The organism is Pseudomonas sp. zfem001 (assembly GCF_032621725.1).
In the GTDB taxonomy this organism is placed as follows: Bacteria; Pseudomonadota; Gammaproteobacteria; order Pseudomonadales; family Pseudomonadaceae; genus Aquipseudomonas; species Aquipseudomonas sediminis.
Window position 1 is genome coordinate 1,165,106 of sequence record NZ_JAVYJI010000001.1, and the last position, 14,537, is coordinate 1,179,642.

The 14,537-nt window shown below is 61.8% G+C and carries 12 protein-coding genes; 5 read left to right on the forward strand and 7 right to left on the reverse strand.

The annotated features are described in order from the left end of the window. The 3 genes from RTH74_RS05505 to RTH74_RS05515 all read left to right on the forward strand — a co-directional run bounded on the left by RTH74_RS05505 (window position 1) and on the right by RTH74_RS05515 (window position 3,637). A complete protein-coding gene (locus RTH74_RS05505; protein ID WP_420713139.1) occupies window positions 1-486 on the forward strand; it encodes a retropepsin-like aspartic protease family protein in 486 nt (161 codons plus the stop codon). A 7-nt stretch (window positions 487-493) separates the two neighbouring features. Then, complete coding sequence (gene parC, locus RTH74_RS05510) at window positions 494-2,743, forward strand: DNA topoisomerase IV subunit A (protein WP_296233884.1); 2,250 nt, start codon at window positions 494-496, stop codon at window positions 2,741-2,743. 171 nt (window positions 2,744-2,914) lie between these two features. Further along, window positions 2,915-3,637 carry an ABC-type transport auxiliary lipoprotein family protein gene (locus RTH74_RS05515; RefSeq protein WP_316914015.1) on the forward strand — a complete coding sequence of 241 codons (723 nt, stop codon included), beginning with the start codon at window positions 2,915-2,917 and terminating at the stop codon, window positions 3,635-3,637. 51 nt (window positions 3,638-3,688) lie between these two features. On the opposite strand, the gene RTH74_RS05520 is transcribed toward RTH74_RS05515, so the two are convergent. From RTH74_RS05520 to msbA, 6 genes are all read right to left on the reverse strand, one after another. Beyond that, on the reverse strand, window positions 3,689-4,900 hold the full coding sequence (locus tag RTH74_RS05520) for an acyl-CoA dehydrogenase family protein (RefSeq protein WP_316914016.1): 1,212 nt from the start codon (window positions 4,898-4,900) through the stop codon (window positions 3,689-3,691). 14 nt (window positions 4,901-4,914) lie between these two features. Continuing rightward, entirely contained in the window at window positions 4,915-6,195 is a 1,281-nt protein-coding gene (locus tag RTH74_RS05525) for an acyl-CoA dehydrogenase family protein (RefSeq protein WP_316914017.1), read from the reverse strand. A 151-nt stretch (window positions 6,196-6,346) separates the two neighbouring features. Further along, window positions 6,347-7,768 (reverse strand): bifunctional D-glycero-beta-D-manno-heptose-7-phosphate kinase/D-glycero-beta-D-manno-heptose 1-phosphate adenylyltransferase HldE, encoded by a 1,422-nt coding sequence (hldE, locus tag RTH74_RS05530; RefSeq protein WP_316914018.1) that lies wholly within the window; start codon window positions 7,766-7,768, stop codon window positions 6,347-6,349. Between the two features lie 61 nt (window positions 7,769-7,829). Next, a complete protein-coding gene (locus tag RTH74_RS05535; protein ID WP_316914019.1) occupies window positions 7,830-9,212 on the reverse strand; it encodes a PIG-L family deacetylase in 1,383 nt (460 codons plus the stop codon). A 4-nt stretch (window positions 9,213-9,216) separates the two neighbouring features. Further along, window positions 9,217-10,113 (reverse strand): GNAT family N-acetyltransferase, encoded by an 897-nt coding sequence (locus RTH74_RS05540; RefSeq protein ID WP_316914020.1) that lies wholly within the window; start codon window positions 10,111-10,113, stop codon window positions 9,217-9,219. Beyond that, window positions 10,113-11,954 (reverse strand): lipid A export permease/ATP-binding protein MsbA, encoded by a 1,842-nt coding sequence (gene msbA, locus RTH74_RS05545; protein ID WP_316914021.1) that lies wholly within the window; start codon window positions 11,952-11,954, stop codon window positions 10,113-10,115. The genes RTH74_RS05540 and msbA overlap by 1 nt, the downstream gene beginning before the upstream one ends. 126 nt (window positions 11,955-12,080) lie before the next feature. Between msbA and RTH74_RS05550 the strand changes: the two genes are divergently transcribed. Together RTH74_RS05550 and RTH74_RS05555 are read left to right on the forward strand one after the other, a co-directional pair. After that, complete coding sequence (locus RTH74_RS05550) at window positions 12,081-13,262, forward strand: O-antigen ligase family protein (protein WP_316914022.1); 1,182 nt, start codon at window positions 12,081-12,083, stop codon at window positions 13,260-13,262. Continuing rightward, a complete protein-coding gene (locus RTH74_RS05555) occupies window positions 13,262-13,906 on the forward strand; it encodes a lipopolysaccharide kinase InaA family protein (protein ID WP_316914023.1) in 645 nt (214 codons plus the stop codon). Before RTH74_RS05550 ends, RTH74_RS05555 begins: the two co-directional genes overlap by 1 nt. On the opposite strand, the gene RTH74_RS05560 is transcribed toward RTH74_RS05555, so the two are convergent. Beyond that, complete coding sequence (locus RTH74_RS05560) at window positions 13,879-14,535, reverse strand: CatB-related O-acetyltransferase (protein ID WP_316914024.1); 657 nt, start codon at window positions 14,533-14,535, stop codon at window positions 13,879-13,881. The two genes, RTH74_RS05555 and RTH74_RS05560, sit on opposite strands and share 28 nt — an antisense overlap. Window positions 14,536-14,537: the final 2 nt, after the last annotated feature.

Consider the following 14,537-nt stretch of genomic DNA (forward strand, 5'->3'; position numbering starts at 1 on the left):
ATGTGGGTGCTCGCCTGGGGTGCCGGCCTGCTGCTGGCCACGCATTTCTTCGGCAACTGGGAAGATCGCCAGCGCAATCCCAACCAGGCGCCGCAGTCGGTACATGGCGATGGCTTCGTCGAAGTCAGCCTGGCCAGCAGCCGTCAGGGACATTACGTGGTCAATGGCCAGATCGATGGGCAGGACGTGACCTTCCTGCTCGATACCGGCGCAACCCAGGTCGCGATCCCCAGCACGGTTGCCGAGCAGCTTGGCCTGCAACGCGGCGCACCGATCATCATCAGCACTGCCAATGGCCGTGCCACCGGGCATCGCACACGGCTGGACAGCCTGCGCCTTGGCGATATCGAACTGCGTGACGTCGCCGCACTGATCGCTCCCGGCATGGACGGTGACGAAGTGCTGCTGGGCATGAGCGCCCTGAAACAACTCGAATTCAGTCAGAAGGGCGGCACCCTGGTGCTGCGCCAATCAACCTTGCAATGAGGCCCGCATGAGCGAATCCCTCGATTTGAGCCTGGAAGGCGTTGAACGCCGGTCACTCGCCGACTTCACCGAGCAGGCTTATCTCAACTACTCCATGTACGTAATCATGGACCGCGCCCTGCCGCACATCGGCGACGGCCTGAAACCCGTGCAGCGCCGCATCGTCTATGCCATGAGCGAATTGGGCTTGGACGCCGACTCCAAGCACAAGAAGTCGGCGCGGACCGTCGGTGACGTGCTCGGCAAGTTCCACCCGCACGGTGACAGCGCTTGCTACGAAGCCATGGTGCTGATGGCGCAGCCGTTCAGCTACCGCTATACGCTGGTCGACGGCCAGGGCAACTGGGGCGCGCCGGACGATCCCAAATCCTTCGCTGCCATGCGCTACACCGAGGCGCGCCTGTCGCGTTACTCGGAAGTGCTGCTCTCCGAGCTCGGCCAAGGCACGGTCGACTGGGTGCCGAACTTCGACGGCACCATGAACGAGCCGGCGACCCTGCCGGCGCGCCTGCCCAACCTGCTGCTCAACGGCACCACCGGCATCGCCGTGGGCATGGCCACCGACGTGCCACCGCACAACCTGCGCGAGGTCGCCGCAGCCTGCGTGCGTCTGCTGGATGAACCGAGCGCCACGGTCGAGCAGCTCTGCGAGCATATCCAGGGCCCTGACTTCCCCACCGAAGCCGAAGTCATCACGCCCAAGGCCGACCTGCTGAAGATCTACGAAACCGGCCGCGGCTCGGTGCGCATGCGCGCCGTGTACAGTGTCGAGGACGGCGACATCGTCGTCACCGCCCTGCCGCATCAGGTCTCCGGGTCCAAGGTGCTGGAGCAGATCGCGGCACAAATGCAGGCCAAGAAGCTGCCGATGGTCGCTGACCTGCGCGATGAGTCGGACCATGAGAACCCGTGCCGCATCGTCATCATCCCGCGCTCCAACCGCGTCGATGCCGACGAACTGATGACCCACCTGTTCGCCACCACCGACCTGGAGTCCAGCTACCGGGTCAACACCAACGTCATCGGCCTCGATGGCAAGCCGCAGGTCAAGGACCTGCGCACCCTGCTCAGCGAGTGGCTGGTGTACCGCGTAGGTACCGTACGTCGTCGCCTGCAGTTCCGCCTGGACAAGGTGGAAAAGCGCCTGCACCTGTTGGAAGGTTTGTTGATTGCCTTCCTCAACCTCGACGAGGTGATCCGCATCATCCGCACCGAGGATTCCCCCAAGCCGGTGCTGATGGAAACCTTCGGTCTCACCGATGTGCAGGCCGACTACATCCTCGACACTCGCCTGCGCCAATTGGCTCGCCTGGAAGAAATGAAGATCCGAGGCGAGCAGGACGAGCTGGCCAAGGAGCGCGAGAAGCTACTGGCTCTGCTCGGCAGCGAAGCCAAGCTGAAGAAGCTGGTACGCAAGGAGATCATCGAAGACGCCGAAAAGTACGGCGATGACCGCCGCTCGCCGATCGTCGCCCGCGCCGAAGCCAAGGCCCTGTCGGAAACCGAGCTGATGCCGACCGAACCGGTCACCGTGGTGCTCTCGGAGAAAGGCTGGGTGCGCTGCGCCAAGGGTCATGACATCGACGCCACGGGCTTGTCCTACAAAGCCGGCGACGGCTTCAAGGCCGCCGCACCAGGCCGCTCGAACCAGTACGCGGTGTTTATCGACTCGACAGGCAGGAGTTATTCGCTCGCCGCCCACAGCCTGCCGTCGGCGCGCGGCCAGGGTGAACCGCTGACCGGCCGTCTGACCCCGCCACCGGGTGCAACCTTCGAATGCGTGATGCTGCCGGAGGACAGCGCGCTGTACGTAATCGCCTCCGATGCCGGCTACGGCTTCGTGGTCAAGGGCGAGGATCTGCAGGCCAAGAACAAGGCAGGCAAGGCGCTGCTGACCCTGCCCAACGGCGCCAAAGTGGTGGCTCCCAAGCCCGTCAGCAATCTGGAAGACGGCTGGCTGGCCGCGGTGACCACCGAAGGCCGCCTGCTGCTGTTCAAGGTCACCGATCTGCCGCAACTGGGCAAAGGCAAGGGCAACAAGATCATCGGCATTCCGGGTGAGCGAGTGGCGTCACGCGAGGAGTATTTGACCGATCTGGCCGTGCTACCTAGCGGCGCCAGTTTGGTTTTGCAGGCCGGGAAGCGTACCCTGACACTCAAAGCCGACGATCTCGAGCACTACAAGGGCGAGCGCGGCCGACGTGGCAACAAACTGCCGCGCGGCTTCCAGCGCGTCGACCAGCTTCTGGTGGAATAGCGTCGGCAACACGCCCCGTTCTTCCGGGAAATCCGCGCTACCAGCCGGCAGTCAAGGCTGGAGTCGTAGCTCGGTTTGACGGATGATACGCGCCCCGGGTCATGCGCGAATGACCCCTTGAATGATATGGGTTCGATGTGCAGCTGCCCCAAAAGCGGCTGCCTGGGATTGATGATGACTGTAGTACGCCCTGTGGCCCTGCTTTTGACCACACTGCTCGTATTGAGCGGTTGCAGCCTGCTGCAGCAGAAGCCGGTGCCTCTTTACCAACTCGATAGCGGTAGTGCCGTAACGCCGACCAAGGACAACGGCGTGACCGTGCTGGTCGGTCCGATCAGCGTGGCCGATTACCTGCGCCAGCAGAATCTGCTGCAACGCCAGGCAGACGGCAGCCTGGTCGCGGCTCAGGATGCGCGCTGGGCCAGCGGCCTGGCCAATGACATCGACCAGCAGATGCTGCGCCAGTTGGCCTGGCGTCTGGACAGCCAGCGCCTGGTGCTGGCACCGGCGGCGCCAGGCTTCAGTGCCGACGCGCAAGTCATGCTGACCATTACACGCCTGGACTCCGGCCCAACTCAACCCGCCGTACTCGAAGCGCAATGGCGCCTGCTCGACCGCCGAGGACAACTGCGCGACAGCCGCCTGATTCGCCTGGAAGAGCCGCACAACGGGCCTCTGGCTGAACAGGTCAAGGCGCAGAGTGCCCTGCTGCAGCGCCTGGCCGCGGAACTGGCGGTGGCCATTCAGCCCATCGCTGCAGCCGAGCCTACTCCCGAGCCGCCACGCAAGAAACCGCCGGTGGCCAAAGCCAAACCGCAGGAGCCAGCTACTGCCGGACCGAAGATTCCGGTGGCGGAACCCATCAAGATCGATACGGAAGTATTCCGTTTCTAGACAAAAGCCCGCTAATGCGGGCTTTTTCGTTTTCGGAGCGCGTTGCAGGTTCTACTTGAGTTCGCTGGAGCTCTTGCCCAACAACCGCCGAGCGACGATCAGCAACTGGATCTGCTGGGTGCCTTCGAAGATGTCGAGAATCTTCGAGTCGCGTGCCCACTTCTCCAGCAGCTCATCCTCACCGTAACCCAGCGCACCGGCCAGTTCGACGCACTTGAGCGTTACCTCGCTGGTCACCCGCCCGGCCTTGGCCTTGGCGATGGAGGCCTCTTTCGAGTTGGGTAGCTTGTTGTCGGCCATCCACGCCGCTTTCAGCGTCAGCAGACGCGCAGCCTCCCATTCCGCCTCCAGGCGATACAGCGTAGCCTCGGCATGACTGACGCTGAGCAGTGGCTTGGCGTAGTCGAAACGGCAACCGGCCTTGCTCAGCAGCTCATGAGTACGCTCCAACGCGGCCCGAGCCACGCCGACGGCCATCCCGGCGACCAGCGGGCGGGTGTTATCGAAAGTCTCCATGACCCCGGCGAAGCCTTTCTGCACGTCGATCTCGGCATTGCCCAGCAGGTTGGCAGCCGGCACCCGACAGTCGCTGAAGCTGATCGAGGCCGTATCGGACGCCTTGATCCCCAACTTCTTCTCCAGACGGGTAACCGTCATCCCAGGTGTCCCCTTTTCGACCACGAAGGATTTGATCGCCGCTCGGCCCAGACGCTTGTCCAGGCTGGCCCAGACCACCACCGAGTCCGCTCGCTCGCCAGAGGTAACGAAGATCTTTTCGCCATTGAGGATGTAATGATCACCATCCTTCACCGCCGTGGTGCGGATTGCAGCGGAGTCCGAACCACAGCCCGGCTCGGTGATGGCCATGGCGGCCCAGGTCTTGCCGAAGCGAGTGAGCTGTTCATCATTGGCCACCGCCGCGATCGCCGCGTTACCAAGCCCCTGGCGCGGCATGGCCAGCAGCAGGCCAACGTCGCCCCAACACAGTTCCATCACGCCGAGCAGCGCCGCCATATTGCCGCCGTTGCGCACGCCTTCCTGCTGCTCGCGGGATGCTCCGCGCTTGCTTGCAGAACCGGCGCCGACTGCATCGGGCGAGCCTTCGTTCATGCCGTCGAGCAGCGCTGCGAGCAGATCCAGCTCCTTGGGATAGGCGTGCTCGGCCTTGTCGTACTTGCGCGAAATCGGCCGGAAATAATGCTTGGCCACTTGCCCGGCCTGATGCTGCAGACCGCGGAATTTCTTCGGGGTTTCCAGATTCATGGTTGCCTGCCTGTTCAGAGATGTAGGCCACCGGCCAGAATGGCCACGCTACGCAGATCGCGATACCAGCGTTCGACCGGGTGCTCCTGGGTAAAACCATGGCCGCCCAGCAGCTGCACCGCATCGGAGCCGATCTTCATCGCCTTTTCGGCACAGAGCAGACGCGCCAGGTAGGCCTCACGGCGAAACGACAGGCCGGACTCGGCGCGAGCGCAGGCACGCCAGGTCAATAGACGCATGGCATCCAGTTCGATGGCGATATCGGCGACCATGAAGGCCACCCCCTGGCGATGGCTGATCGGCTCACCGAACGCCTGGCGCTCGTTGCAGTAGGTCGTCACATAGTCCAGCGCAGCCTGCGCCGTACCCACGGCCAGCGCGCAGAACGCCAGCGCACCGAGGTCGAGAAAGGCCTTAAAGTCGAACCCCTTGCCGGCCAGGCGACAGTCACTCGGCACCCTGACGCCCTTCAACTGGATACGCGCCAGCCCGCAGGCCTTGAGCCCCATTCCAGGCTCGGCACGGCGACTGACACCCTTGCTCGCCGCGTCGACGACGAACAGCGCCGGACCATCGCCCGCCTGGGCGCTGACCACCAGCCGGCTTGCCTCCAGCCCCGCGATGACCAATGTCTTCTCACCGTCGAGCAGATAGTGCTTGCCGCGCTTGCGCGCCCGCGTCGCCGGCTGAGCTGGGTCGGCCAGCACACCAGGCTCATTGACAGCCAAGGCGAAGACTGGCGCGCGTTCCTCAGCGACGAACGCCGGCAGCCAGGCGGCCTGCTGCTCCGCAGTGCCCCAGCGGCGAATGCAGTTGGCGGCAGACAGCGGCACCAACAACGCGGCTGCCAGGGAAAAGTCGCCCTGCGCCAGGCTCTCGGCGATCAGCGCATTGCTCAATACCGTACGCTCACCGGCCAGACCACCTTGCGCTTCACCGACGCCATAGTGAGCCAGGCCCAGCTCATGGGCCTGGTTGATCAACGCAGCGGGCGCCCGAGCCTGAGCGTCGGCCTCATGCGCCGCGGGACGCAACACGTCCAGGGCGAAGCCTTGCAGCATGTCCACCAGCATCTGCTGCTCATCGGTCAGGGACAGGTCGAACAGATCATCCGCCGCCGGGCGCGCCTCGCGCGGCTTGCTCTCCGCCCGCCCGGCAGCCAGACGAAAACGGACGCGACTACCGCTGTAGACGAGTTTTTCGAAGGACTTGCGTACCTTGAGGCGATCCGGCCATTCGGCCTGGGCCAGTTTGCTCAGTACGCTCAAGGCCTGGCCCTGTACATCGACGATCATGGCATCTCACTCCATAGAGGGATGCCATTGATGATGAAGTCAGAACCGGCGAGCGCCTATGACCTTCAAGCCGTCGCCGGGCGGCAATCGGGTCAAGCCATGGCTGGAAACTAACGGACGGAGCAAGACTCGCGCTTTGCTCAGCCCGCGTTCACTTGCTGCGAATCTTCTCGACGATTGCCGTGGTGGAGCTGTTCTCCACCAGACCAAGCACGCGCACTTCGCCGCCATAGGCCTGGACGATGTCGGCACCGACCACCTGGTCGACACCATAGTCACCGCCCTTGACCAGCACATCTGGCTGCACCTGCTTGAGCAGGCGCTCGGGCGTGTCTTCACTGAAGCCCACCACCCAGTCCACCGCCCCCAGGCCGGCGAGCACCGCCATACGGCGGTCGACCGCGTTGATGGGGCGGCCGGGGCCTTTCAGACGGCTGACCGAAGCGTCGTCGTTGATCGCCACGATCAGACGATCGCCCTGCGCGCGCGCCTGCTCCAGGTAGGTCACGTGACCGGCGTGAAGGATATCGAAACAGCCATTGGTGAAGACGATCTTCTCGCCATGGGCGCGGGCATCTTCGATGGCGATCAGCAATTGATCCAGACTCAGTACGCCACGCTCGGAACCTTCTTCGCGCTGCACCGCACGACGCAGCTCGGGCGCGCTGATGGCTGCAGTGCCCAGCTTGCCGACCACGATGCCAGCGGCCAGGTTGGCCAGGGCCACTGCCAGCGGCAGCTCCTCGCCCGCCGCGATGGAGGCGGCCAGGGTGGAAATCACCGTGTCGCCAGCACCGGTGACGTCGAACACCTCACGGGCACGGGCCGGCAGATGCAGTGGCGCATGCTCCGGGCGCAGCAGGGTCATGCCGTGCTCGCCACGGGTCACCAGCAAAGCGCCCAGCTCCAATTCGCGCATCAGCTTGGCGCCTTTGCTGACCAACTCGGCCTCATCGGCACAACCGCCGACGATCAGCTCGAACTCGTGCAGGTTAGGCGTGATCAGGCTCGCACCACGGTAGATGGAAAAGTCCTTGCCCTTGGGATCGGCCAGCACCGCAATGCCCTTGTTGCGCGCCGCCTGGATCAGTACCTGATGGTTCTGCAGCGCACCCTTACCATAGTCCGACAGCACCAGCACCTTGACCCCATCGAGCAGTGCATCAACCTCACGCGCCAGAGCGGCGGTGTCGGTTCTGAACGGTTCCTCGAAGTCCATGCGCAGCAACTGCTGGTGGCGGCTCATCACCCTCAGCTTGACGATGGTGGGTTGGTCATCGATACGCTGGAAATGGGTTTCCACCCCCACGCCCTGCAGGCTGTAGCTGAGGCTGTCGGCGGCTTCGTCCTCACCCGTGACGCCAACCAGCAGCGCCCGCGCACCAAGTGCCGCGATATTCAGTGCCACGTTGGCAGCACCACCTGGGCGGTCCTCGATCTGGTCGACACGCACCACGGGCACCGGGGCTTCGGGAGAAATCCGTGAGGTGCCACCATGCCAATAGCGATCGAGCATCACATCGCCCACCACCAGAACGGTGGCTTGGTCATAACGGGGCATGGATAGTTTCATGGCAGCTCCAGAAGGGGAGAAAAACGGGAAAAATCATAGCATGGCGAATACGGCGGGCAGCTCAGAGCGGGCGAACCCAGAACAGCTCATGTCGGCGCACGGCCTTACGGAAGAACTCGTCCTCGCCCGTGGCGGGCCAGCGGCGCCTGGCCAACGCCCACTGAATCAGGCGGCGCAGGCGTCTTTTCAGCGGCAGCGGGCCTTGCAGGTCATGCTGCAGGCCCAGCGCCATGGCCTTGTCCAACTGCCGTTCAGCATCCAACGTCGGGCTCCACAGGCGGTCGGCCGGCAGCGCGTTTATCGCCGGCGGCAAGGCGATGCCATTACCCGCCGGGCCCATTGGCCAACGGTCGTTGTCATGCAGGTGATTGGCGTAGAGCAACAGGGTTTTCGGCTTCCAGCCGCTGCGCTCGCAGGCTTCGAGCACGGCACGGGTGCTGGCGACATGATCGTGATGCGGGTCCAACTCCGGGTGCGGCGTCAGCAACACTTCGGGGCGGTAATGCTCGATCACAGCTACTAGATCGGCGATCAGGTTATTCCAGGTCGGTTGGCCGTCGCCATCGGCCGGCAGGGGCAGCGAATTGTGACGGCGCACAGGACGCACATCGCTTTCCCCCGATTCGCGTGAGCCAAAGGGCACTTGCGGTTGCTTGGCCATGGCGGGCAGTTGCAGGCAGTAGTAGCCGAGCTGCACGCAGCGCTGCTGCGGTACGCCGCCCCAAAGCGGCGCGGCCAGGCTGTCCCAGGAGCGCAGCCGGCCTTTCAGACGGGCGGCAGCGGCCTTGTCCAGGCCGAGGCGCTGATAGTTTTCGGCCTCGATCTCACCTTGGGTCAGGGTGACGATGACGGTCTCGGACGAGCGACTGTACTGACCAAAGGCCGCCAGCTCGGCATCGTCGGCATGCGGCGCGATGATCAGCATGCGTTGCGCGGCAAAGTCGGGGTTGCGCATGGCATGCAGGCGCAACTCGCCCGCGATACGGCAGAAGCGAGGGACGATGCTCAGCCCTCGCACCGACTGCCCAGAGACATTGAGGTAGCGGCGCCCAGCCACGCCACGCTCGAAATCCTGGCGGTCATCGCCCAGACGCACATACGGATCGACCCAACGTCCCAGCCAGGTCGCGGCTAGGCTCAGCTCGAGAATCAGCGTGTCGTAACCGACGAGGTCCGCCTCGACCTGCAGTGCACCCTGCTCGATACGTGCAGGTACGCTGAGGCAATCATCGGGGAAGTCGTAGCGGTAATCTTCACGCGGCGAATAAAACAGGTGATCGGCGAACCAAGCCTCGTGCGCGGCCCAGCCAAGTACCAGCAACAGAGGCGGCAGCCACCAGGCGACGAAAACACCGAGCGCCAACAACGCCAGCAGCGCCAACAATAGGGCGATACGCTTGTTGCGCCGATGCTGCTTGAGCAGCTGTTGCTTGCGTCCGTTCATGCGCTCACACCTGATAGACCGGGACCCGGTTGCACCAGCGATCCTTATATTCGCGGTCGGCGCGACCGAACGAATAACGCAGTGGTTTGCCCAGCGCCCGAGCCTGCTCCCACTCGCTTTGCGTGTTGACGAAGCTGAGCACGCTGCCGGGGCTGAACTCGCGTTGTTGCGGGTCGACGCCGCCGTTGATGTATTCCAGGCTCACCCACTGGGGGGCCTCGACGCGATACAGCACCTGGATCGCCACCGGTTCGTCGTTGAGGTAGATCAGCGAGCCGGTCATGAACTCGCGCAACAAGCCGAAAACCTTCGCCAGATGATCCTTGCCGGTGGCCTCGAAGCCCCAACGGCGCTGGAACAGGTCTGCGTAGATGCGCGCCTGTTCCTCCGGTGTCAGCTCCAGCATCGGCCGGATGACTCCGCCCGCCTCCTCCAGCAAACGCTGCTCACGGCGCTGGTTGTAGCGGAACTTCTTGCTGTACTGCTCCGGCTCACGGGCGAGCGCCAGCCCCTCGGGCTGCTCGCTGACACCGATGAGTCGGGCCGCATTGAGCTCAGACAAGTAGCGCACGCGATGGCGCAGCGGTACGTGCACATCGGTAGCCAGCGGCAGGATGATTTCAGCATTGCCCAAGTCGAACAGACCGCGCTTGCCTTGCTGCTTCAGCACATCCTTGGACAGGGCCAGATGCCGCCCCCAAGTCGGGATGGCGGCCTGGAGCTGACCGTCGACCTGCCAGCCCAGGTAGCGCACGGGAAGGCCGGCCAGATCGGCCAGCCGCGCTACCACCTCGGGATGAGTCGCGACACTACCGCCGAAACGCGTCCAGGCCCCGGCATAGTCAGCGGCGGTAATCGGCGTCCAGCCGCGTTCACGCCAGAATCGTAGACGGTTCAGCATCACACGCTGTGCTCAGCCACGACCGACTCGCCACCGTCCTCGAACTGCTTGGCATGCAAGCGCGCGTAGTAACCGTTTTGCGCCAGCAACTCGGCATGACTGCCGCGCTCGACGATCTGCCCCTGGTCCATCACCAGAATCAGGTCGGCCTTCTCGATGGTGGTCAGGCGATGGGCGATGACTAGGGTAGTACGGCCTTGCATGACCTGATCCAGTGCGGCCTGAATATGTCGCTCGGACTCGGTGTCCAGCGCCGAGGTGGCCTCGTCGAGAATCAGCAACGGCGCATCCTTGAGCAGCGCACGGGCGATGGCCAGACGCTGACGCTGGCCACCGGACAGCAAGACACCGTTCTCGCCGACCAGGGTGTCGTAGCCCAACGGCATCTTCTCAATGAACTCGGCGGCATAGGCGTCGCCGGCTGCCTGCTGCACCGCTTCAAGGGGCGCACCAGCCAGATCGCCGTAAGCGATGTTGTTGCGAACGGTGTCGTTGAACAGGGTGACGTGCTGGGTCACCAACGCGATATGCCGGCGCAGGTTGCGCAGGGTGTAGTCTTCGACATCCAGGCCATCGAGCAGGATCTGCCCCTGCTCGTGGTGATAGAAACGTGGAATCAGATTGGCCAGGGTCGATTTGCCGCTACCAGAGCGACCGACCAGCGCCACCATCTGCCCAGGCTCGGCGACGAAGGAAATGTTGTCCAGAACAGGCTTTTCCGAGCCGGGGTAGCTGAAGCTGAGGTCTTTCACTTCCAAGCGACCACTGATGCGCTCGCGCTCTTGGGTGCCATGATCGACCTCCGGCTCTTCGTCGAGTTGCTCGAAAATGCTTTCGGCACCAGCGACACCCTTCTGAATCGTCGAGCTGACCTCGGACAACTGACGGATCGGCTTGGGCAGTAGACCGGCCAACGTGATGTAGGCCACCAGGTCACCTGCCGACGAATCACCACGCAGCCACAGCACGAGGAACATCAACACCGCCATGGCGCTGTAGATCACCAACTGCAGAGAAGGGGTATAAACGGCGTTGGTTTTGACCATCTTCAGCTGCTTGAGCTTGTTTTCCTCACTGGCACCCAAAAAGCGCTGCTTCTCATAATCCTCACCGCCAAAGCTGCGCACGACCCGGTAGCCTTGAATGCTCTCGGAGGTGACATGGGTGACATCGCCCATGCTGGTCTGGATTTTCTTGCTCTGCTTGCGGAATTTCTTGCTGGTACTGGTCACCATCAGACCGATGATCGGCAGGATCGCCACCATCACCAGGGTCAACTTCCAGTTCATCCACAGCAAGGTGGCGAACAGGAAGATAACCGTCATACCCTCACGCACCACTACCTTGATCGCATCGGTCGCAGCGCCGGTGACCATAGTGACGTTGTAGGTAATGCGCGAGATCAGATGGCCGGAGTTATGATTGTCGAAGTAGCGATTGGGCAGAGTTAGCAGATTATTGAATAGCTCTACGCGCAGGTCCTGAACCAGCCCCATCGATACCTTGGCCAAGTAGTAATTGCCGAGGAACGAACCAATACCCTGCCACAATGCGATCAGCACGATCAGCAAAGGCACTGCCTGCAGCAGCTTCAGATGCGCAAGCCATGGTGCATGCTCCAACAACCAGGGCACGCCGGCGAACAGACTCGCATCGGGATTGGACAGGCCGTCGACGAAGTACTTGAGGATATAACCCAGCATCGGCTGGGTGGACGCAAAGATCAGAAAGCCAGCCAGGCTGAGCAGGAACAAACCGATGTAAGGCCTGACGTAACGTAACAAGCGAAAATAGATCTTCAAACTAGAGCTGGATTGAAGGTCCGCAGAGGTATCGGTCATGGAAATATGCCGCAGCCAGAACAGGGGCGAATACTATCACAGCGTCCCTTGCGCCATGGATGCGCGAAATATCCGCTGGTATCCCGTAGAATCGCGCCTCGAATCAGGATCAGGGGTACAGGATCAATGTCGCTTGCCTTGGGCGCATGGCCGCGCAACACATCAGATTTCATTGGCCAATGGATTTTGCCGATCGGCTATTTTTGCTTGTTGACCGGCCTCACTTGGCTAGATGATCGCAGCCAGTATCACAAGCTCTTCTACGCGCTAATTGCAGCACCGGCACTCATTGCGATGGTGATGCAACCTAAACAGCTTGTCTCGCCGCTTCGCGACCCCATCACGCTTGCATTCATTGCCTTCTCTGCATGGGCACTGCTGAGCATCTCCTGGTCGGGCACCGACGAGTCTGTAGCAACGCTAACCAAGAGGCCGCTGTATATCCTCATGCTGTTCATGGCCTGCGCATTCATGGCGCAACGCAACTGCTCTCGACTTCTTGAGGTAGTGTGCCTGGCCTCACTTGTGATCATCCCAATAGCCGCTTATGCATTGATCGACTTTGCTCTCCATTACAAACCTGAAGATCGCCTAGTGGGTAGCGGCGCTCTGGACAACCCACTGCTTAGCTCGCATGTATTCGGCCTGTTTTGCGTGGCCTGGCTTGGCTGGGGGATGACAGCCTCCAGCAGACAGAGCCAGTTGGCACTTATACCACTCGTAGTGCTCTCAATAACCCTGCTGGCAACAGGCTCGCGCACTCCGATTCTCGCTCTAGCGCTCGCCTCGAGCTGGTTGATGATCTGCTGCTGGAATAGGCGCGCCCTTGTACTGGCTGTCCTTGGCGCCTCTGGCGTACTAGCCTTGCTGCTGATCTACCCGGAGAGTTTGCTGAACCGAGGCACATCCTATCGTTTAGAAATATGGCAGTTGGCACTTGAGCAAATTCGCCTCCAGCCATGGATCGGGCATGGCTTCGATGCCCATCTTGCGATTAGCATCCCCGGAACCAACTACACATTCAGAGAACCACATAGTTTCTTCCTCGGCGTGCTCTATTACACGGGGATCATCGGTGCCTTCTTGTGGCTACTTATGCATGGAGCAGCACTCTGGACCTGCTGGCAGCGACGTAGTGACCTGTATTTCATTATCGCCGGCGCCTTGGTCGTTTACGGGCTGGGGGCCGGTCTGGCTGAAGGCGGTGGCATTCTTTCACGACCCAAGGAGCATTGGTTCCTGACCTGGATTCCACTGGCTCTGGTGGCAGCCTTGAATATCGGCCGCCAAAAAGAGCGAGGCCGTTGATGCAACGTCTGTCAGCCGATCAACTACAAATATTGATGCACGACTCAACCGTTTTGGAACAGGATGGTCTCGGCCCTAAGGTTCTGCGCCTGAAGGATGGCAGCTTCCTGAAGCTGTTTCGTAAGCGCCGGTTATTGTCCAGCGAAACACTAAAACCTTACGCAGTGCGATTTTCCGAGAATGCCAAACGCCTACAACGTCTGGGCTTCAGCACGCCGCAGATCATCGCAGCCTATCGCGTAGAAGATGCAGTAAACGGCACGGCAGTGCATTACGTGCCATTGCCTGGCGATACGCTGAGAAAGGCCCTAGAGGAAGCACAGCCGGAACAACAGCGCAGATTGATTACGCAATTTGGCCAACTACTCGGACACCTGCATGAGCAAGGTGTCTATTTCCGTTCCATCCACCTGGGCAACGTACTCGTGATGCCAAATGAAGCATTAGGCCTCATCGATGTAGCGGATATGAAAGTGGGACGCCACCCGCTCAGCCTGAGCATGCGTCAACGCAACCTGAAGCACATGCGTCGCTACGAAAGGGATGAACACTGGCTTTTCGGGTTATACAGGGACGCGTTGAGCGAAGGCTACGGCCAGTACGCCCCTCGCTTCGTTCAGGCGCTTTTGCTGAGGCCGGACTGATTAGACGTAGCGTTGGTGCGCCGTTCTGCGTACTCGATAAACGCATCCAACCGCTCGCAGCAAAGCAACGTACTGACCTGACGGATCTCGCCCTCCGGCCAATCCCACCATTTCGCAGCTAAAAGTGCCTCTCTGATCGACTCAGAAAAACGCCAGCGGATATGTCGTGCAGGGTTGCCGGCTACGATCGAGTATGGCGCAACATCACGGGTGACCACAGCGCCAGCGGCGACCACCGCGCCATCCCCCACAGTGACGCCGGAAAGAATCACCGCGCCGGTACATAGCCACACGTCATTACCGATAACAACATCGCCACGGCTGAATGCATAACCGGGAATCTCCGCCGCCTCATCAATCATTGCGGGGAACGGGTAGGTCGTGACCCACTCCGTGCGGTGATGACCACCCAGAAAAATCTCGACCTGCTCGGCGATAGAAGTGTAAGCGCCGACACGCAGCGTAGCCCCCTCGTTCCAGTCATGAACGATTGGCAAACCATAACTGCCGACACCTATCGAATAGTGGGGATAGCGCAGCAGGAACCGTGCCTGACCGCGATACAGCTTCGGCAACTTACGGATCGCTCTCTTGGCCCGACGCTCTCTAAATCTTGCCCAGAAGCTCATGG